The sequence below is a fragment of the Butyricimonas hominis genome (assembly GCF_014287455.1).
GTDB classification, from domain to species: Bacteria; Bacteroidota; Bacteroidia; order Bacteroidales; family Marinifilaceae; genus Butyricimonas; species Butyricimonas muris.
The window spans coordinates 75678-98230 of record NZ_JACOOH010000008.1; the positions used below are offsets into that span (position 1 = coordinate 75678).

General features: G+C 42.1%; 15 protein-coding genes. 1 reads left to right on the forward strand and 14 read right to left on the reverse strand.

From position 1 onward, the window contains the following. Positions 1 to 2 precede the first annotated feature (2 nt). The 13 genes from H8S64_RS17205 to H8S64_RS17265 all read right to left on the reverse strand — a co-directional run bounded on the left by H8S64_RS17205 (position 3) and on the right by H8S64_RS17265 (position 17552). On the reverse strand, positions 3 to 1112 hold the full coding sequence (locus H8S64_RS17205; RefSeq protein WP_186977679.1) for a TlpA disulfide reductase family protein: 1110 nt from the start codon (positions 1110 to 1112) through the stop codon (positions 3 to 5). A gap of 16 nt (positions 1113 to 1128) precedes the next feature. After that, positions 1129 to 2400, reverse strand: coding sequence for a thioredoxin domain-containing protein (locus H8S64_RS17210; RefSeq protein ID WP_186977681.1), 1272 nt, complete (start codon positions 2398 to 2400; stop codon positions 1129 to 1131). Between the two features lie 35 nt (positions 2401 to 2435). Then, on the reverse strand, positions 2436 to 3587 hold the full coding sequence (locus H8S64_RS17215; RefSeq protein ID WP_186978011.1) for a pepsin/retropepsin-like aspartic protease family protein: 1152 nt from the start codon (positions 3585 to 3587) through the stop codon (positions 2436 to 2438). Between the two features lie 49 nt (positions 3588 to 3636). Beyond that, positions 3637 to 4779, reverse strand: coding sequence for a pepsin/retropepsin-like aspartic protease family protein (locus tag H8S64_RS17220; RefSeq protein WP_186977683.1), 1143 nt, complete (start codon positions 4777 to 4779; stop codon positions 3637 to 3639). A 6-nt stretch (positions 4780 to 4785) separates the two neighbouring features. Continuing rightward, a complete protein-coding gene (locus H8S64_RS17225; RefSeq protein ID WP_186977685.1) occupies positions 4786 to 6486 on the reverse strand; it encodes a S8 family serine peptidase in 1701 nt (566 codons plus the stop codon). A gap of 125 nt (positions 6487 to 6611) precedes the next feature. Next, the gene (locus tag H8S64_RS17230) at positions 6612 to 7613 is read right to left on the reverse strand and encodes a TlpA family protein disulfide reductase (protein WP_186977687.1); all 1002 of its coding nucleotides are present in this window, start codon (positions 7611 to 7613) and stop codon (positions 6612 to 6614) included. Positions 7614 to 7663: 50 nt separating this feature from the next. Then, a complete protein-coding gene (locus H8S64_RS17235) occupies positions 7664 to 8641 on the reverse strand; it encodes a hypothetical protein (protein ID WP_186977689.1) in 978 nt (325 codons plus the stop codon). A gap of 25 nt (positions 8642 to 8666) precedes the next feature. Further along, positions 8667 to 10205 (reverse strand): RagB/SusD family nutrient uptake outer membrane protein, encoded by a 1539-nt coding sequence (locus H8S64_RS17240; protein WP_186977691.1) that lies wholly within the window; start codon positions 10203 to 10205, stop codon positions 8667 to 8669. Positions 10206 to 10217: 12 nt separating this feature from the next. After that, entirely contained in the window at positions 10218 to 13760 is a 3543-nt protein-coding gene (locus H8S64_RS17245; RefSeq protein WP_186978012.1) for a SusC/RagA family TonB-linked outer membrane protein, read from the reverse strand. Between the two features lie 166 nt (positions 13761 to 13926). Then, the gene (locus H8S64_RS17250; RefSeq protein WP_186977692.1) at positions 13927 to 15096 is read right to left on the reverse strand and encodes a FecR family protein; all 1170 of its coding nucleotides are present in this window, start codon (positions 15094 to 15096) and stop codon (positions 13927 to 13929) included. A 136-nt stretch (positions 15097 to 15232) separates the two neighbouring features. Continuing rightward, entirely contained in the window at positions 15233 to 15748 is a 516-nt protein-coding gene (locus tag H8S64_RS17255) for an RNA polymerase sigma factor (protein ID WP_186977693.1), read from the reverse strand. Positions 15749 to 16100: 352 nt separating this feature from the next. After that, positions 16101 to 16625 carry a TlpA family protein disulfide reductase gene (locus H8S64_RS17260; protein ID WP_186977694.1) on the reverse strand — a complete coding sequence of 175 codons (525 nt, stop codon included), beginning with the start codon at positions 16623 to 16625 and terminating at the stop codon, positions 16101 to 16103. A 96-nt stretch (positions 16626 to 16721) separates the two neighbouring features. After that, entirely contained in the window at positions 16722 to 17552 is an 831-nt protein-coding gene (locus H8S64_RS17265) for a hypothetical protein (protein WP_099290318.1), read from the reverse strand. A gap of 294 nt (positions 17553 to 17846) precedes the next feature. Here H8S64_RS17265 and H8S64_RS17270 point away from each other — a divergent pair, with 294 nt between their 5' ends. Then, positions 17847 to 20153: a DUF748 domain-containing protein gene (locus H8S64_RS17270; protein WP_186977695.1), complete on the forward strand. Its 2307-nt coding sequence runs from the start codon at positions 17847 to 17849 to the stop codon at positions 20151 to 20153. A 97-nt stretch (positions 20154 to 20250) separates the two neighbouring features. Here the strand turns inward: H8S64_RS17270 and H8S64_RS17275 are convergent, their stop codons facing one another. Beyond that, positions 20251 to 22545, reverse strand: a complete 2295-nt coding sequence (locus H8S64_RS17275; RefSeq protein WP_186977697.1) for a Gldg family protein — start codon at positions 22543 to 22545, stop codon at positions 20251 to 20253. Between the last annotated feature and the right edge of the window lie 8 nt (positions 22546 to 22553).

Sequence of the window (22553 nt, forward strand, 5' to 3'; positions counted from 1 at the left end):
CACTACTCTCTTACGTATTTTTCCAATGTCTTATCAATCAATGCTTCAAAAGCCTTTCCGGGTGTCGGGGCATAAACCGATACGATTTTCCCTTCCTTATCAATCAGAAAATAACGAGGAATACCTGTTATGTTATAATCTTTCTGGAAAGTACACTCACCCTTGGATGCCAATAAATTAGTCACTCCCATTAACTTCAAACGAGGTAAGGCATACTTCCAACTATTGAAAGCCCCTTTATCATCTATCGATATCGTGATAAATTCAATATCATCCCGTTCTTTATACTTCTGACTCATAGCCATATATGTCGGCAACTTGGCAATACATCCCCCGCACCACGTAGCCCACACGTCAATGACCAACACCTTCCCTTTATAATCCGCCAAAGAATGCTCTTTCCCCTTAAAGTCCTTCAGCGTGAATGCCGGAGCAACATTTCCCTCTTTCAGATGCTCGTACCCCTCGTACAATTTATTGATTTCATCCTTCAAATCCCCTTCCGGCATATTCTTCTCGAACAACGGACGGAGCTCGTCCAATCCCTTCGTGTACCCGTTATACCTGAAAACAGACCTCAAACAAGACAAATAAGCCAATGACAACTCCGGGTTATTCAATTCAAGTATCTGACGATACCTCCGGTAATCATAGTCATTTCCTATCGTTTCTACCGTGGTATTAAACCACATACTTCCCCAAGCCTCTTCTGCCGGGGCACCTTCCATGACTGCTTTCAAGCCGTAATAATCCTCCACGACAAACTCTAAACCGGAACATTTCACGAATTCCTTAGATGACAAGTCAACACCTTTCAATACTTTCTTAATCACGGAAGCCTTTAACCGGGCATCTTTTCCCTCGTCATACAAATCAGCCACCCGACGAATAGCTTGAGCCCCGTTCTCCTGTACTGCCTCCCTCGAAGCGCCATTCGCTTTTATATATCTTGCTATTTGTTCCCGTTCAGCCAGAATCGCTTTAGCAACCTCTTTTTCCGGCACCTTGAAATCTTCCCATCTCTTCGTCACGTATTCTTTCAACGTTTCGGCCTGCTGTGCCATCCCGCTCAAAGACACAAACAACAAGAATACAATTCCTATTAATTTCATAATCTATCAATTAATTCTACTTCTTCAACAACTGGTTCTCGATAATCTCCACGTACTTTTCCGGAGTCGCCCCTACGTCTATAATCGGTTTTCCCCCGACAGGAATAAAGAACAATGTAGGCAACGCCACAACATTAAACATACCGCACAACTCCTTCTCTTTATCGGCATTCACCTTCAGGAATATCACTTGGTCTTTATACTTTTCCGCCATTTTTTCCAACTCCGGAATCAAGCGCATACACGGTCCGCACCAAGTTGCCCAGAAATCAATCACGACAGGTTTATCCCCCTTGAACACAAACTCCTTGCTCTTCCGGTAATCGTAAACATGCTCCAAAAAATACTCCCGTGTTATCGGGTTCAATTTACCGGCTTCCACCTTTACTTCATTGCCTCCCGTCACTTCATCTTTCACCTCTGCCAAATCAAACGGTTGGAAATACACTTTCTGTTTCCCGTAATCAATGGAAACCAACCCTTGCTTCAAGATACCGTTTCCCAGTACCGACCGAGGCAAAGACTCGTTCTCGACAACAGCCACATCCGTGAAATCGCTTTTCACGAAACGACATTTCTCGGCAAACTTACTCGAGGCTGCCACGTCAGTACCGGCATACCCGACGCTTTTCTTCATTCCATTCCCGTCCTTCCCGCTGAATCCGGCAAAGTCAGCCGAGTTCAAAACAATCATTCCATCACTCCACGTATCCAGCAACAAAGAGTAAGATACCCCATCCAATTCCACGGGACAAACTATCCCTGAACCCGTGACCACTTCTATATTAGAACGATGGTCCAATTTCATATAAGCAGGACGATAAGGATTACTCATCGTAATTTTCTTTCTTCTCGAATCTATCGTCAACACGACACTCCGAAACAACGTTCCCCCGACAATACCAGCGACACCCAATTTTCGCAAATATGGTTCATCTTTCAACACAAATGCCGCAACCCCGTTACCGAACACGCTATTCCCAAAAGAAATTGTTTCTATATTTACCGATTTCTCCACCGGAACCCGTTTGTATTGAAATGTATCGTAACGGAAATCTCCCTTCACGTTCGCATCGATATTCAACTTTTCCACGTATTCCGGCAATATTGCATTATGCCCCGCCAAATCCAGAACAAAATCCGCCATCACCCCGTTCACCACCATTTCCAAAATAATCTTTCCGTCCACCTCCCGGTAATCCTTTACCTCCACGGACGTATTCTTCGATTGAGCCCATGTCATTATACTCAACAAACTCAACCCCAATATCATCATTAACTTTCTCATAATCATAAATCGTAAATCCAAAATCATAAATAAAATCACTCCCTCCTAATCTCTATCTTTTCCTTCTTTCCATCCCGCAACACAATAATATAAGCAGTATCCTCCACGATAGCATTCATCAAATCATCAATCACCGCCTGACTCATCGGGAATCCCGTGATATCCGTACCGTTAATATCAATCACTTGCTCACCCAAAGCCACCACGTCTTTCATGCTATCCCATATCGTGGTAATCTCGAAACGCTCGTTAGCGGGCAAAATACCCACGTTCCATGTTTTAGGCGCACCGCCCATATCCGAAACTCCTGAATCAAAAGGGAAAAAATACAAGCGATTCCGCATATAATCAATCACCACTTTCCCGTATTTCAACAAATCAACCCCAACAAGGATAGAGTTACGCCCTGAAATCACGCTCCCGACATTCGTGAATTTCTTCCCTAAAACAACCATTTCTTTCACGTTGACTTTCTCTATCTCCACCGGGTCGCACAATCCTTCCAATCCTATTCCATTAATTCCGCAACCTCGTGCCACTCTTTCTCCATTTCCATTCTCCTCAATCTCTTTAAAAACAGCATCATTCAACAACAAAAAGCCTCCCGCACCCGTGTCAAACAACACTTCTTTTTCTACTCCCCCCAACTCCATTTTCACGATAGAGTGGTGAGTCATCCCCCCGAACATCTCCACCCCGTCTGTAATCTTCAAACGCTCGGGACGATACGGGTAATTAATCACCATAATTTGCTCCCTTGCGTCAAACGTCACCACCGATTGGGCAAACGCATCTCCTCCAAGGATTCCGGCTACCCCCAACGCCTGAAACAATCCGCCCACGGGGAAAACCATGGTTTTCATCTTTGACAACTTATAATTCGGGCTCAACTGCACGTCTTTCACTTCCGCCACCTGATACAATTGTTTCATCCCGTTCAAATCAGAAATAGGATTCGAGGCTCCCGTGGCAACACCATCCATCTTCTGCACGTTCTCCCAATCCGTCCCGGTCTGCCCTCCCGTGTCCACGATATATTTCACAGTCACCCCGTTCACCGTCACCGGAATAATAATCTTATTCTGCACGAACTCGTAATGTATCGTGTCACACACCCGTTTCGTCGATTGTGCCCATGTAGTCATCCCCAACAGACACATCCCGGCTATCATCGCCAATTTCCTCATAATCATAAATCCAAAATCATAAATCGTAAATCATAAATAGCCAATCCCCTCATTCTTTTTGATACACTATCACCTTCTCCCCCTCCTTCGTGAGAATTGTCAATTTTGTCTTTTTCTTCGCTTTCAATTCCGGTATTCCCGTGATAATACTCTCGCAAAAATCATATTTCCCCGTGGGTTTGCCATTTATCTTTAGCACTTTATCACCGGGGTCTACCACTTCTTTCATAGCCGTCCATACCGTAGCAACCACTAAATCTCCATCCTTCACTTGCAAATTCACGTTATAATGCTTACTTGCCATGTCAAACTCTTGCTCGTAAGGCTCAAAATACCAGCGTTTACGAGAATAATCAATCGTTACCTTACCATATTCCAACAACTTCACCCCCAACAACGTGTAAGGCGGCGTTGAAGTTTCTGCCGTCACATTCTTGAATTTAGTCGCTCCCACCGACAAAAGCGGTAACTCCACTCGATACGCGACCTTTGACTCTGTCATCCCCCCGACACCTATAGAGCCTCCCCCGACTCCTTCACTCTTCACCTCAAAAGCACTTTTAGCACTTAGCTCCTCGTAGTCCGTGTCCTTCAAGGACAAAAAACTAGGACACCCCGTGTCAAATAAGGCAACCAAACTATTTCCCGCCCCGGCTTGCAACGTGATAATCGGCATATATCCTTTCCCCGAAAACGGAAGCATTTTACGCAAAGAAACGGTCGATGCTTTCTCGGCAGAAGTTACCGTTATCGTTTTAGTTTTACCATCAATCTCGACAATCAGATTCTTAAGCAAATCACTCCCAATCAATCCGTCCGCGTGGAAGCATTCGAAAGGAGAAGGTGTTGACAACTTCATTGCCGGAACTCCGGAGAAATTAATTCGCTCATCCGGGGTCAACAGACTAGACACTAGCACCCGGGGAAGTCCCACCTCTTTTCCGTTTACATCCGTCACCTTCACCGAATCCACCACCGGAATATTCAACTCATCACAAAGCTCCCCGGTCAAAGCCATCTGTCCCCCCGTGTCGAATATAAACGAACGCACCTTGCCATTCACACTCATATCCACAATCATCTTTCCCCCCACCATCCGGTACGGTATCACGCTTTTGACTTGTTGTGCCGAAAGCGGCACAACAATCAAACACAACAACAATCCGAGAATAATCTTAATTCCTATTCTCATCACTCATTATTTAGACACCTTATCAGCAGCCACTACTGCCTGATAAGCATTAATAATCCCACCGGAAAGGCACAAATCTCCAAACAAGAATAAATCTTGTGTCCGTTGACCATTCACGACAATAGCCTTTTCGACCTCCGCGTCTTTTCTGGATGTCACGGACTCTAACAAGATATTTCGAATCTGCGTTCCGGTCAACTCCGGGTAATACGCTTTCATCAAAGCAGCGACCCCCACCGTGGTTGCGGCAGCAAAACCGATAGCGTTTCCTGTTTGATAGGTATCTCCCGTGTAGGTAGAATAAATATCTCTACCCGGGGCAAACAAATCCACCTCTTTGGCTCCATAATTCGAATCCATGGACGGATTCCCCGCTTTATCAGAAGAAGCAACTATCATCAAATTCGTCAATTCCTTTTTACCCGTCATCCAACGATTCGGGAAATAAGTTTCCTCTGCCAAATCCTGCGCCGCATCCCACACTTGAGAAACAACGAAAACACCTTTACTCTCCGCGTATTCCAAAGCATCACTAACCCATTTTTTCTGCTCCTCCGGGTAAAGCGTATTCTGAACCGGCAACATGATAACATCAGCGTTGTGGTCCACGGCATAACGAATGGCCAACGCGATATCTTTCAAATAAGGTTCTCCCTCTGCCATAACCCGCAACGCCATAATCTCTGCCTCATCCATAATACCGTTTCCCCCCAAACCATTATCTCTCTTACCGGCAACAATACCGGCAACCATAGTACCGAGCGCAGCATCTGTCGTCAACAATACATTATTCCCGTATTTATTATCATTTATATCCAGATAATTATCTCCTATGATTTCAGCACGCCCATCCGACCCGAAACGCTCTACTTTCTCCCTGTATTCTTTTCCAGACATTTCAATCTGTGCTCCACTTCTTATCCCTTTATAAACATCTTCCCATTTATCTGACTGATAAACACTAAAAGCATAAGCACACATCATAAACGCCACTTCAGACAAAGAATCGCGAGGTGCTTTCGGGTCATAACAAATCCCGAATTCTTCTTGGGTCAACTCTTTTCCCGGAAAACGCTCTTTCATCATCCGGTCAAACTTAGCGGCATAATCCCTTATCAAATAAGTCAATTGCCATCCGGCATAACTACCTGCCATCGGAGATTCCGGTAACACCTTATTACGAAAATAATTATATTCTTCTATATTTTCCGGGGCAGCCACCTTCGTCATCTTCTCGTTAATAACCTTGTAATAATCCTTCCCGTCGAATATATAATCAGCATACTTATCTTTCAACCGTAAAAACTCCCGGTCCCCTTCCCGCATCGTACTCTCCATCACTTGACCGTCTTTACCGCCCAAGAAATTCCAACCGTTGATATCCCCTACCAGACCGTTTTTATCGTTATCCTTTCCATTAGCCTTTTCTTTCGGGTTAAACCAAATCGCCTGCTTCAAATCTTCATGTTCCACATCCATTCCCGTCCCAATCAAAGCAACCACTGGTCTTTTTTTAATCTTTTTCCCTTTCAAAAAATCGTACGCCTTGTTTATTTCCGCACCGTACACCCCGTCCTTTTCAAACGAACAATTATACCAATCCAACTCGGACTGCTTCTTTTCACCCCGCTCATTCTGTTTCACCAACTGCGCATCAGCAACACTGATACATGCACTTGCCATTAATAACAAAAAATACTTTTTCATCTCTTACAGTTTTACCTTTTTTACAATACAATATCAATACGACTCGTTCTCACCAATCGTTAATCCAAAATCAAAACCTCAAATCTTAAATCTAAAATTTAAAATCGTAAATCATAAATCTAAAATTACCCCCTTCTGGCTTTCAGAATCTCCTCTTTCACCCGTTCTCCCCTCAAATCCTTTGCCAGCAAACGTCCTTCCTTGTCAATCAAAACAATGAACGGGATACTATAAAAACCATACGCCCGTTGAATCGTGTTCGGCTTGTTACCGATAACAAAACCTTCTTCATCCCACAACGTCACCCAAGGCAATTTCTCCTCTTCCAATGCCTTTCTCCAATTCTTCTCTTTCGAGTCCAACGATATACTGATAAATGCCAAATCATCCCCCTTCAACTCGTTGTATATCGGTACCAATTTCTTCATCTCCCCACGACACGGTCCGCACCATGAAGCCCAAAAATCCACGAGAACCAATTTTCCACGAAAATCACTCAACCTCACCTTTTTCCCACTGGCATCCCGAAACGTGAAATCATACGCCGGGGCACCTATCGAATAATGATATAAACTATCCGCCCGATGCTTCAACCACTTCCCGGAAGCCGTTTCCAACGCTCTCCCCGCCATACAGTCCAACAACAACTTATTCGGCTCATAAGTTGACATATTCGCGATATACGCCAAGGCACTATACATATTCCCCTCCAACTTCCCTTTCACACCCACATCTATCGTCTTATCTTGCGCAAACTGCTCCTTCGGCAACCACTTCAACAATTCATAATACTTGTCTATCCCCGTGAAATCCAACGAACTATTCCCCACGTTCTGACAATCGTAAAATCCTTTTATCGTCACCTCGGTATTCGTCAAATAAATCGGCTGACTTGTTTCCCCGAAACAAATCAGGTAAACATCCGGCACTATCTCCAAAGGTCCCATAACAAACTCCTCCCCATTCTTTGCCGAAACCGCCAACAACCTTTCTCCCTCAATCGTCCTCAATTCTATTTCTGTTGATTTCAACAACCTCACCTTTCCGGCAATCTTCAATCCTGATTGGGCAAAAGTTGTAACACTCAACAATAACGCAATAACAAGTATATATCCGATTTTAAACATACCATTCGTTTTTTATCGGGAGGAAAATTCCTCCCGATTTATTTTTCAAATTATTCCCCAATTTCAGGTCCCTCTATGATGGCATCAAAATCAACACCATATGTTGTCTTAAAATAATTAGCCACGAAATCTCGCTTCTCTCTCAAAAGCGGATATTTAGAACGAGGATATTTTTCATCTAATTCTGCAACAGAATAATACAAGCAAAACTTAATATAAGTTTGGAAATTTTTAATATTACTCATTTGACTTATATATTCTAAAGGTTTAAAACCATCTCCAATAGTACCAGATCCCGGGTATCCGGGAAATCCTCGAGTTAAATAATAATTTTCATCATCTACTTCCCAATCAGCACTTTTAACTTCCGTTTTATAATCAAAACCCGTTTCAAAACTTGCAGGAATTTCAATATTACCTTTATCAAAAGAAGTCAATAATATATGCTCTAGTACTCCTCCTCTTCTTAGATAAAAATCCCTTGGGGTTATAGGAAAATCTATTTTATCACCACCCGCCATCATACCTGAATCTTCCGGATCTTCACCTTCCAGACAAATTACCCAAAAATCCAAACCATCGTTATATTCTGGTTGAGGATTTTTAAATTCCAAAATTCCCGGAAGGATAATATTAAGAACATGGACATCATAAGCCATATACCAATACATGGGCAATACCCTAGATATAACCTTCTCGTTCAAATATGCAAATACATGCTCTTTCATAAAACGAGTTGCCCGTTCTGCTTGTTCATCCGTCAAATCCTCCCCATAATATTCAATTCCTAGGCTACTACCCGTCCAAGAACGATTAAAATCAGCATGCGTAAAATCCTTATATATCAAATATACATTAAATTTTTCTGCAATCTCCTCTATATCCTTATCCCAAGCATTTGTCCCTTGTGGAAATTCATATCGGCTCATACCTTCCCCATCTTCCGTGGGTGTCAATGCTTTTTCATCATAACAAGAGGCAAACAACCCCATAATTATGGCACTACACAATATATATATCCATTTCATAATCTATCGTTTTTATATTCAACAACTATCTAGGATTAGGTAACTTATTTTGTTCCAAACTCTTGTTCTGTTCTAACACATCTCGTGAAAGAGGAAAGGCATAAAATGGATCATTCTCGGGCAATAAATATGTTTGAACTAATTTTCCCTCCATTTTCCATTGATGTTCAACCTGAGTTGTTCCATAACGTTTCAAATCAAACCAACGATGTCCCTCGAAACAAAGCTCCAAACGTCTTTCCAAACGAATTCTTTCCACCAATACTTCTCCACTAAGTCCTGAAACAGATTTATACTTTTCTTTTGCAAAACGCATCTTCCTCAACTCATTCAATGCCCATAACGCTGTTTCATCATCTTTATCCATTGCTGCGGCTTCAGCCAAATTCAAATAAGCCTCCGGCAATCTAAATGCATGCGCAAATCCAGATCTGGCAGCTACATTATGATCCGGATTAATTGCGAATTTTCCAACTGCTAAATAATTACCTTCATATTGATTACCCCACGAATCATTATACCTTTCATGCAACACATAATTAGCTTTTCTCAAATCACCATCTGTATACAATTTCAACAATTTATCAGATGCATTAAAAAACTTAACAGAAATATGCTCCTCATCATCCATCGGATCGTCTATATATACATTAACATCTAAATAAGTCATATATTCCGCTATTGAACCGAACACCCAAATCGCCTCGGTACAATCCATAGATATAAAATTATAATACGAATCCTTTGGCAAATTATTCAAGTCTGTCAAAGCAAAATCCCAATCTTCAATTACTTTTTTTGCATATATTGCCGCATTTTTCCAATCTTCCATGTACAAATACACGCGTGACTTCAACAATTGTACCATAGGCAAACTTGTCCTATAATCTTTTTTAAACCGCAAACTTTCAGGCAGTTCCCCATACAATCTCTCTGCTTCATTCAAATCTTTCAATATACGTTCATATACCTCTTCTACTGTATTTCTCGATATATCTCGCTTTTCTAATCCACTTGTTAATTTCAATGGAACCCCTAAACCTGCTTTATTTTGGCTATAAGACTCTCCCCAGATATTCACTAGATAAAAATAATAAAAACCACGTAAAGCCAAAGCCTGAGCTTTCACTATATTTTTCTCGTCTTCCGTACCAGATACCCCGTCCACGTAATCCAAGGCTGCGTTTGCACCTAAAATGTAAGTATAATAATTTCCCCAACACTTTAGCGGGCTTTCATAATTCTCCGCCACAACACATACATCTGGTTGCCATGAAAATAAGGCACGTAACAAAATAAACTCACTCGCATTTGATTCTGTGACTGAAGAATTAATAACTCCCGGAGTATCCGTACACATCACATCATCATCCAAAATGGAAACAATATCCAAAAGCGACTTTGCATTATCTCCTCCTGATAACATAGGATAAGCTTCACCCAGCAACATTTCATTCAAAGCTGTTGCTTCCTTAGGTATATACTCACTTTGCGACTTTGGCTCCAAAAAATCCGAACATGCCGCAATTGCTCCTGCAAACAATACTATTAATATTTTTTTCATCTTTCTCATTGTTTAAAATCCAATATTAACCCCAAACGAGTAATTCTTCGGTTGTACACTATTACCTAATTCCGGATCAAAACCGTTAAACTTCTTACTAGCGATAACAAATAAATTAGAAACCCCTGCATTCACACTAAGAGTCTTTACACCTATTTTTTTACACCACTCCCTATCTACATTCCAAGATAAAGATAATTGATTACACCGCAAAAAGGAAGCATTCACAACCATTGCATCTGACTGCTCCCACATCGAAAGCCATTGCCCTGTGTCATTATCTGGCAAAACATATTCATATCTCTGTCCAGGAAGTACAACTCCCGGAATTTTTGTTTTATTCTCGTCACCCGGTTTCTTCCAACGATTATTCAAATCCTTACTCAAATTATCCAATTCCCCCGGTACGGCTAATCCTCCATATGGGAAATTTTCATAAGGTGAAGGCAAACGCTTTTTCGCTCCAAGTAATAGAGAAAAATTGGTTGATAAAGAAAGATTTTTCCAACGCAACCCTAAACTCAATCCTCCGGTAAATGAAGGCTCTTGATCCCCGGAATATACCAAAAATGTAGTTGGATCCACTTTAGAATCCCGTTCCTCTTCTGGAACATCAAGATTATTAAATAATGGATGTCCATCTTCAGCACTCAAACCCGCGAAAGAATAAGACCAAAAACCAGTAACAGAATAACCTTTTTTCAAAATTTTACCAGAAGCTCCATTCAATAAATCATTCTTGTTAGCTGTATATTGTTGATTACCTGCTTCATTCCAGTTTTTAGATGAATTCAACGAAACACTCAAGGCCCAATCTTTTGTCTGAATCGGAGTAAAACTAACAGTAAACTCCACCCCACTATTACGAATCTTGCCTCCATTTATATCCATCGAAGTTCTACCATACTCAAATGGAATATCCTGAGATACAATAGCATTTGAACTTCTAGTATAATAATCTATTGCCACATTAAACATTTCAATCAATTGCATATCCAATCCGAAATTCCAAGACTTCGTTCTTTCCCATGACAAATTGGGATTCGGCAATCTACTAATTGATGAATAATATTGATTATATACATTAGCAGCCCCCTTTTGATAAAGAATCAAATCCGGTCCTAATCTCGTCGCTGCATTTCCTTGTATACCGTAAGTCACACGCAAATTCAATGAATTCACAAATCCGACAATACTTTCCATCCAAGGTTCATCCATAACTCTCCAAGAAGCACCGAATGAATAAGTCGGATCAAAACGATTATTTGCATCCTGCCCAAATCGGTTTGACTCATCATTACGAATCGAGAAATTAAACACATATCTATTCTTCAAAGAATAAGCAATAGTAGCAAAATAAGAAAGGAAATTATCTGTATTTTTAATTCTTCTCCAATCTCTCGAAAATAAATCGCTTAAAACACCCCAATCTTCAAACGATCCATTTATCGGGAAAAAAGCATCGGGAGGCGTCGGTTTTATTAATTTTTCACCACGTTCTGGCACATAACCAAACACCTTGTTCTCATGTCTTTTTACCGAAGATGAACGAAGCTCCATTCCCAACATCACATTCAATCTATGCTCATCATTAAAACTTTTAGAAACCAACAACTTATTCTGTATATTATACGAGGACGATAAGCCATCAACAGTGGCTAACACGCCACCGAAAGGCAATATTGCTGCCTTAAACAACGCACTCCCCGGCTCAACAGTTCCGTAATCATACCCCCTATACTTTGATGCGATATAATGAGTTTTCTCCAAACTCCAAGTTTCATTATTACTTTGCGCACGAGTATATCCTCCCGTGAATTCATATTTCAACCAATCAAGAATATCCCAACTAAAATTCAAATTAGCAGCTAAATGCGTATCTTCAACAAGTGAACCACTATTATCCCGTTCATTTATAAAATTATAAGCCAAAGAACTCACATTATTGTGTGCATACCCTCCGGAAACTTGATAAAAAACAGGCTCTCCATTTTCATCATAAGCAGGAACTGCCCGATTCATCGTTGTTGCGTATGACATCGGATTTACATCAACACCAAATCCTTTATTTGTAGTTGTACTTCCACTAATACTTGCGTCTACACGTATATTTTTGTGTAAATTGACACCGACACCAACACGTCCCGTCATTCTTTCGCTCGAGTTTCCGATTTCCTGCCCTTCTGAATTATTATACCCCAAAGAAATATTATATGTCATTTTTTCAGTACCACCGGAAACACTTAAATTATGATTGTGACTCACGGCAGTTTGTGTCAATAAATCAAACCAATCCGTATTTACCGTTTCGAAATAATGTTTCTTTTGCATGAAATCATCATAACTGATATCTCCTTCTAAATACATCCTCATTACTCCCTCATAAGTATAAGATTGTTTTATAGGCTCGTTCAAATACGAAGTACCGGCATTAAATACTTCTTGGGCAAAAATAATACGCTCCTTAGAATTCATGTAATTAAACATACCATAATTCGGCTTCGTATTTATAGACATATTTCCTGTATAATTAATCGTCATACGATCAACCTTACCTTTCTTAGTTGTAATAACAATGACACCATTAGAAGCCTTAGCACCATAAACGGCAGTAGCGGAAGCATCCTTCAATACCGTAATTGTCTCTATATCCATAGGATTCAACCAAGAAACTTGATTTCCGATAATATCCTTAAAATCTTGGGTAAACAAAGCTGTTGCTTCAATTTCCAAAGGATCTTCCTGAATAATTCCATCCACAACCCACAAAGGAGCTTGATTTCCTAATAACGTCGTAGTTCCCCGAATCTTAATTTTAGGACTCGTTCCCACACGGGAACTCGTGTTCATAACCACCATACCGGCAACACGACCTTGCAACATCTGGTCAATCGTATTATAGGCTGGCATCATAATATCCGAAGCCTTCACCGTTGTGTAGGCACCAACCATATCCCGGCGATTCACATTCTGATACCCGGTAACCACCACCTCATCCATCGCCTTCGAGTCCTCTTCCATCAACACCATCATAATCTTCTGTCCGGTGTACTTCACCTCTTTCGTTTTTAACCCCATAAACGAGAACACCAACACGGGAGCCTCCATTTCCGGGATGGTAATAGTAAATTCACCCGCCATATCCGTGATTACACCAGTAGACGTACCTTTCAAGATAACCGTCGCCCCCGGCACCGTGGTACTATCCGCCATGAACAAACGTCCCTTGATTGTGATCATTTTCTTTTCATCTTTCTTCTCATCCCTCACCCTAGCAGCAGTAATCACCACCACTCGATCATCAATCTTGAAAGACAACCCGAGCGGATTCAATAAATCCTCCAGTAATTGACTGAAATCTTTATTCGTGGCTTCCACGTTCACTTTTCCACACTTGCCTACCAAATCCAACTTGTACAGGAACGTGTAATCCGTCATCTTCTCCAAGTTGGAAAAAACTTCCTGCACGGTAGCGTCTTTCATGTTTAAAGACACCCTTGTCTGCGAAAAGCTGTTTGCCGAGAGGTGCAAAGACCCGATCAGCAATAAAATCATCAAGATTCTCATACACAAAAAGAATTTAGTTTTCCTGTATTGCCATATTATTGGCAACAAGTCCCAATTTTTTTTCATAGATTTGTATCACATTTAAATTAAACATTTATTCTACTCGTTGCCCAACGAGTGAGTAATCGCGAACGGGATTGCCCAATCCCGTTTGTTATTTGTCATAAACCATTAAAACTCTTCCTTTTAAGTCAAACCGAACCTCTCCCGAGATTTCGAACTTCCTCAACACGTCTTCGATAGAAGAATACATCGGCAATTTACCACTGTACACCACGCTTCTCGCTCCCTGATTCACGTAAAACACCTCCACGTCATACCACCTCGACACGATACGCAGGATTTCCTCTAAAGGCAGATCCTTAAACAAGAAGAAACCATCCTTCCAAGCAATAAATTCAGCCACGTCTACCGGGTTAACACTCAATGTTCCAACACCCTTGTTATAGTAAGCCTGTTCGCCCGGAACGATCACTTTGTCCGGTTGCCCATCGCGAGCAATAGCAACACTACCCTCTACCAACGTCGTGTAAACACCCGGCTCGTCAACGTAAGACTTCACGTTAAAAGATGTGCCCAACACCTTTACCGCCATCTCGTTGACCTGCACTATAAAAGGTTTATTCTCATTTCTGGCCACTTCAAAATAAGCCTCTCCCTTCAAAGTTACCTGCCGTTTTTCTTTACTAAAACGAGAGGGAAACTCCAACTCTGTTCCCGAATTCAAATATACCTTCGTTCCATCGGCAAGAATTAATGAATAAGTACCACCATAAGGAACTAATATCTTATTCCTCCCTACCTCGGGAACATTATCGCCCACGGTATCAACCTGCTCTTCAACTCGAAGAGTACCGTCACTGTTTTCAAAAGCCACGTTAGCCCTGTCATTACGAATCGTCGAGGTCAATGTATCCAACACGAATCTAGCCCCGGAAGCCATTTCAAAAGTAACCTTCGCTTTCCCGGGTTCCACTCTTGCCACAACAGGTACGCTCGCTGCCTTCTCCGGAACACGATTCAACAAAAATAAAACTGTCATTCCGGCAACAACCACGACAGAAGCCGCTGCCACCCACGGTATAAATAAACGCCGTCCTTTTCCACGCTTCCGATTTATTTCTCGCAACGCTTTTTCCGTGTCAAAAGTCCGGATTACCCTCAACTCCTCCCCGATACGTTCCTTATCCCCCAACTCCCGCGCCAATTCATCCAATCTCTCCATTTCCTCTAGTACATTCTCCATCTCTTCCCTCTCTCGTCCTGAAAGTTCTCCCCGGCTATACCGTAATAATTCCTTTGCAAACTTAAATGGATTCTTCATCTCTTTCTTCAAATTTGCCCTAATACAAATAACTCGAAAAAAAGGATTACGCAAAACTCATTTTTTTTCTTGAAAAAGTAATCTTTTTTTTACAAACAACTATTTTTCAAGAAAATACCCCCCCCCAAAAAAAAATCTATATATTCAAGAAAAACAACAATACTGGATACAACCCTTTCAACTTCTCCCGCAATTGAATCTTTGCCTTATTCTTCTGGGATTTTACCGTGTTCACGCTGATAGATAATTGTTCGGCGACTTCCTCGTTACTAAAACCATCCACGTATGCCAACTTGAAAACACGTCCACACTCGTTCGGTAATTCATTAACAGCAGCCATAATTTCCCCATAGACCTCTGCTCGAACGACATGGACAAAAAAGTCATTTTCATCTTGAGGAGTATTTTTTTGTATATTATTCAAGATTTCAGACCGAATTCCCGAGAGTTTTATTTGATTCAGACATGCATTCCGAACCGCTTTATAAAGGTAATGTTTCAAGTGTTCCTCATTATCAAAGCTTTCTGTTGCATCAAGCAATTTAATAAAAACTTCTTGTACAACATCTTCCGCCTCTTCCTGCCCCTTTAAATAATTATACGCGAAATAACAAAGTGTTTGATAATAAACACGAAAGCATTTATCAAACACCTCTTTTTGACGTATATTTATTTTCTTATCACCCAACATTATATATAAATAAACGATCGTTTAAAAACACCCATAAAATTTAGTGTATTATGAATGCATTATTATATTTCAAAAAATGTAATTACTTAGATATAAGAATTATACACATTCCTCCCATCTTAGGGGCAACACAATTAATAAACGATCCTTTATTCATATCTTGCAACACAAAGATATTATATTTTTCCGAATACCTATTACTCTCGTGATTATCAATTTCTACACATTTGACCTTACGACCTTGTGGACTTTCAGACTTTATAGACGAGAGGGTGTGTTTCAACACACCCTCAAAAATCCTCTTTCCTGTTCGTTATTCCTTTTCCAGTAACTTCTCTATCTTCTTGATTAACTCATTAAAAGACTTCTCCGAGTAACCGATCTCGATAGCTACAATCTTTCCCTTCTTGTCAACAAGAAAATTGCGCGGGATTGATGCCGTGGCAAACTTCTCGAAAATCTTACGTTCCGGATCTAATCCCATGGGAAAAGTATACCCGTTCTTCTCCCGGAATTTAGCTACCTGTTCCTTCGTTTCCTCCCGTGAAATCGCTAAAAACACGAAATCCTTCCCTTTAAACTTGTCTATAATTTCTTTCTGAACCCGCTTCAACTCTTCCTGACAAGGCGGACACCAAGTCGCCCAAAAATTAATCAACACGATCTTCCCTTTCAAATCCTTGATATCGATTTTCTTCCCGTCAAACATCTCAACCACGAACTCCGGAACATCATCCCCTACTTTCACCAACGTCTCTTTTGCTTGTGCTTTCAATCCCGTCAAACTCCCCAACGTCAGCAAGTAAACTGCTAATAGTAGAATTTTTTTCATAAGCATCCCTTTTTGATTTCATACAAAGATAACATTTTTTTCTGAAATAGCAGGCGGGGGGTGTTTTGACACCCCCCGCCTACTATTCGATTCAATTTATACCTAGTTAATCAACTGATTCAATTTCTTTGCTTTCTCCAACAACATCTGGTTAGATGACTGCTCTGCAACAGAAGTCGCGATCTGGGCATATTTCTTGGCCACGTCACCGAAACCACATTTGTTAGAAATCAGCACATAATTATAAAGCGCATCAAAATCTTTTTTGGATTCTACGGTCTTGCCTGCCCACAATTGGATAACCTTCAAACGGGAAACGTCATTCATGATCTCCAACGCACCATCGGTGATCTCCTTGATCATTTTCCGGTTTTCCGGGAAATAACGGAACAACTTACGAGCCTTGTAGAAATAGTCCTCAGACTTCCGTTCCGCACGCAACTGCTTGATGTAAAAATAATCCGAAACCACGTCGTAATGCTCGTACCCCGTATTTCTCAGGAAATCCAAGTACTTGTTATACTCCGTCCGGTTCGAGTTATAATACCGCTCCAAGTGTCCCACGAACACGTTATCCAATTTCTGGAACACATCGTCTTTAGAAAAACGCTGTATGAACTTGGATTGATTGTTAAACACGTATTTAATTTGTGGTGCATTCACGTCATCCACAAAATCACGGATAATCGACCAGTTGTAATCTTTCAGATAATCAGCTTCCTGCTGCGTCTGAAAATACTTGTTCACGACATCACCACTAGGTTTGCCTTGACTCTTCAACTCCTTCAACAACTTGATGGTGGTCTGTGGGTCCGCAGGATTCGCTTCGAACCTCTTCACTAAATTATCCAATGAATCCATCTCCTTCTCGTGAGCTTCCACTCCAACAAGATTGAATAATAATACTCCTACGATTAATACAATTTTCAACATACTGCTTGATACATTAATTTCAACTTACACCCTTATAACACCTAAAAGAGCAAAAAGGGTGACTCAAAACTCGATTTTAACTTAATATTTAACATGAATTAATTATTTTACTTACAAAACGAAACCAAACACCCCTCTTAAATAAAAATCTATAACTTTCAGACCAATTTTCATTTATTTAGAGAAAATGGTAACGTAAACACTGTTAAATACGTAAATTAAAACAGCGAAGTTCCGCCTTTTTACACTAATTTTGTTCTTATATATATTGACTGTTTTATTTTAGAAAAAATCATGAAGAAGTTTATTAAAATACTAGTTATCACATTGATAGTTATTATATTTTTAGTTATAATCTGTGCAATTATCGCACCGCCGATAGCCAAAAACTACATTAACAAACACGGGAAAGAACTCGTCGGCAGGAAAATTCAAATCAACGGGCTCTATTCAAATCTTTTCACGGGGTACAACCGGATCTCCGATTTCACCCTTTACGAACCGGACGACACCACGGCGTTCGTGTCATTCGACACCCTCGTGGTAGACCTGTCTTTATACAGGTTACTCGCTAACGAATTACGGGTAAACGAAATCACGCTCGTGCACCCGCGGGTCATGGTATGGCAAAAAGGGGACGTATTCAACTTCAACGACCTGCTGGCACTAGCCTCATCCGACACCACGGAAACGGCATCCTCCAAGGACACAACAAACTCCTCCCCCATGACAATAGCCATAAGCAACATCAATCTCCGGCAAGGTCGCGTGTACTACGAGGACAAAATACGCCAATCCGTCTGGGACATGGAAGATATGAACCTCCACATTCCCGGGGTTTACTTCAGCGGGGAGAACACGAACGTGGGCATCAACCTGAATTTCAGCAACGGCGGTAGCCTGCAAACTCAAACCGAATACAACTTGACAAACGGCGATTACCTCATCCATTTGAATCTCCAAGACCTTGCCATAGACAACCTGCAAGCCTACTTGACCGATTACTTGAATATCAGTAAGCTCGGCGGGTTACTATCTGCCGACATGGATATAACGGGCAACGTGAATCACGTGCTCGATCTCTCGGTCAAGGGACAAACCGGATTAAAGAAACTATCTCTCGCGGACATGCACCAGAAGAACGTGCTCACTCTCGACACCATCGGGATAGACATACAGGAAATCAATCCCTCGACAAACACATTCTATTTCAACACCCTCACCATGAGAGGCCTCACCACCTCGTTTGACTTGTACAAAGAGCACAACAACCTCTCCGACCTCATGAAAGCCTCCCCCGCCGACACGACACGAAGCACGGTCACGACAGATTCCGTGGCGGAAACACCCACGCGGTTGAAATTAAACAAACTCGACATCGCCGAATGTTCCTTCACGTTTAACGACCACACGCTGGCACAACCGTTCTCTTTTCCCATGACACACATCTCCGTGCAGGCAGACTCCGTGACTCTTTCCGGCACGAACCATATTCTAATGAAGATGAACATGGGGCAAGGCGGAAGCGCGTTCCTCAACTGGAAAGGGAAACTCGACGACATCAGTAACCTCATGCTGACATTAAGCATCAAAAACGTAGACCTGCGCGGCTTTGATCCCTATTGTCTCGCCTACTTCGCCTACCCGATACGGAAGGGAAATCTCGCTTTCACCAGCGTGAACGTGATTACCGACAATATGCTTGAAGGAAGAAATACACTGGATGCTTTCCGGTTCGAGCTGGAAAACAAACGCAAAGACCTGAAAGCGGAATACAACATCCCGATGAAGACTGCCCTTTATCTAATCAAGGATAAAAACGACAAAATCAACATGGAACTCCCGGTAAAAGGCAACATCACCTCCCCGGAATTCTCCTACCGGAAACTGATTTTCAAGACGCTTACCAACCTGCTCGTGAAAATAGCCGTCTCCCCGGTCACCTTCATGGCAAATTCATTAGGATTATCCCCGGATAAATTGCAATCCATCCCTCTCGACCCCAGTCAATGGGAATTTACATCGGAACAATTCACCACGTTCAACGATCTGGCAAAAATCATCAAGGACAAACCCGCCATGACGCTGGTATTGGAACAGCAAATCAACCTCCCGCGAGCACGGGAAGAACTGGCTCTATTCAACGCCAAAAAGAAATATTACCTGTCACAACACCCGGAAAAAAGCGATTCCACCCTTCTGGCAATCGACTACGCCAAAATCGGCGAAATAGAAACCAAAGATCAAAACTTGAATACCTACCTGTCCGGTATAGTCGCCCCGGAACACCAAAATAATTCCGTGACCGACAAAGCCCTGTCCCTCGTTCCCGAACAAACCCTGCAAGACCAAGTAGACCGCTTCATCCGCCTAAGGAATCAAAAAGCCGCCACTTACCTTATCACCCAAGGAATACCCGAGGCAAACCTCCGGGTGGAAACGATAAAGCCGGAAGCCTTAAAAATCTACAACGGTAAAAACCAGTACAAGATCAACCTTGTCCTCCCGGGTGACGAACAAGCCCAAGCCGAAGCGGCGACAACACCCGCTACAAACTCCCCGGAAAAAACAAATGCTCAAACTACAACGGATCGGACATAATCTCCTACTCCATTTTTGCCAATAGAAAACATAAGAAAAGCTCAAAAAGAGCACGTCAAAAAAAATTGACGTGCTCTTCCTATAAATAACACTCTTTCTATTTCCTTTGCCTGCGCAAAAGCAAAATCATCCCTAACAACAACAAAACAGAAGGAAGAATCCATTTCACGAACACTTTCACCCATGTTCCCGAAGATATTCCCAAAAAGATTTTATTGTCAATCGGGTTCGGGTGTCGTATATCTACCGGCAATTCCTCATCGGACAACCAACAAAATGCCCCTTGAATCAACGAAAAATTCGAAGCCCGTATACCTCTCCGGACTGCAGAAAGCTCGCCCATACTAATACAATCGGCATCCCCCAGCACCAACACCCGTTGATTTCGCCCGTTACATTCCCTTTCAAGAGCCATCGCCGTTACCATCCGGGCTTCCCTCTCTCCTGCCGCGGGATTCAACTTCACGGTTCCATTCACGAAATCCGTCGTTTCCACCTCATTCCAACAACCGGAATCCCGAGATACCAACAAAGGAATCATCCTGAATCCCTTGTCTGCCACCGAATCAATTCCCATAGCCCCCGGCATGGTAAAAATCGAACGCCGCCAACCGGCACTCACCCTGCTTAATCTCGCTCCCGCCAACGTCGAACGAACCACCAGCAAATCGGCAGGAAACTCTTCCATCGGTTGCACCAATGTCCCCGGAACATATCGAATCCCGAACTTTTCCAACACAGGAGCTAAATACTCATCGTTCTTCGGTTCTCCGGCTATAATCAAATTATTTCCCCGGTCAATATAATCCGACAACTGCTCTAGTTCCCAATCCTCAAACGCTTCCAACGGATCTGCTATCACCAGAATATCAATATCCTGCAAATTATCCTTTTCCGGTTCCAATTCGGACTCCACCACATCAAACCCTTGATTTAACAACGAATGCCTGAAATATCTGCCATAAGCGAACAAAGAATAATCCCGATTCTTATTTCTCGTAATAGAACGTTCCCCATGCCCTTTCAAAAAACCGACCTTAGGCAACTTCATAACCATACGTTTCAACGTTGCAGAAACCTCCGTTTCCGAAGGATGCTTCTGCATATCGGTAAATATCCTCAAGCGGGCGGTCTGACCGTTATCCCTTTCCAATATACGAACAAAATGATTCCCTTCCTCAGAGAGATCCACACGCTCACGGATCTGCTCCGGGGACAAATAATCATCCAAATTCAAGTTGGCAGCCTTCACCACCTTTTTCGCTTTCTCCTCGGCACTCAAACCGGGATACATCTGCTCCAATTTCGGATTATCCACCTCATCATAATAAAAAACATACTTCATCCTAATATCCGGCTTAAAGCGCACGTATTTCTCGAAGAAAGCCATATCACTCAAAACACCCTTTCGGGAAAAAGAATAAACATTATCCAAGAGATTCACGTAAGTCGTGATCGTCATTCCCCCGTCCAGTCGTTTCACGATATCCTGACTAGCCTCGGAAATAGTATTCGCCTTCGTGTAAGTCCCGTCATAATACACTTTCAACACCGGACGAGAAGTCACGTAACCGGCAAGCATCGCCACCGCGAACACTCCCCCGTAACGCATCATCTTGGACAAACCGGAATAACGGGCACGCCCCAGCTGGATCTTCAAAAAACAGGATGAAAGAAACATCGCGATCACGATAATAAAATACAACACGTCCTCGCTACAAACCATGCCCTGCAAAAACGTGTTCACTCTCCCTCCCAAAGAAAGCCAGTACGTGATATCCCGCACGAATTCAATATCTTGCCCGACCCTTCCGACCAGATTCAACAACGCGAACACGACAAAAGTCCCCAAAGCGGCAACAATCTGGTACGAAGTCAACGAAGACATAAAAAGCCCGATAGCCGCATAAGCTCCCAGCAAAAAATACAACCCCAACATCCCGATCAGCACCGGTCGCCAGTCAAAATTTTCAATCGTCACCCAACCGATGGCAACATACACCCCGATAACGAGCATCAAACAGAACCCGTATATCATAATGCCGACATACTTTCCAAGCACAATCTGCCAACTGGTAATCGGGGCAGAGAAAAGTAATTTCACCGATCCCCGGCTAAACTCCTGACTCAACAACCCCATCGTCAACAAAGGAATATAAAGATACAAAGAACTTGACACCCCGCGCAACAAACCACCCATTCCCCCGTAATACACCCTCGCCGTCAAATTCATTAAATTCCGTCCCAACTCTTGGAACCGTCCCAACGACCCCATCATCTCCCCGAAATTAATACCCATCTGCAACATGAATATTATCAATATAAACCACGCGATCGGAGAATAAAAAAGGTTAGCTAACTCTAATTTCGCTATCTTATATATTGTTTTCATCATTCCAC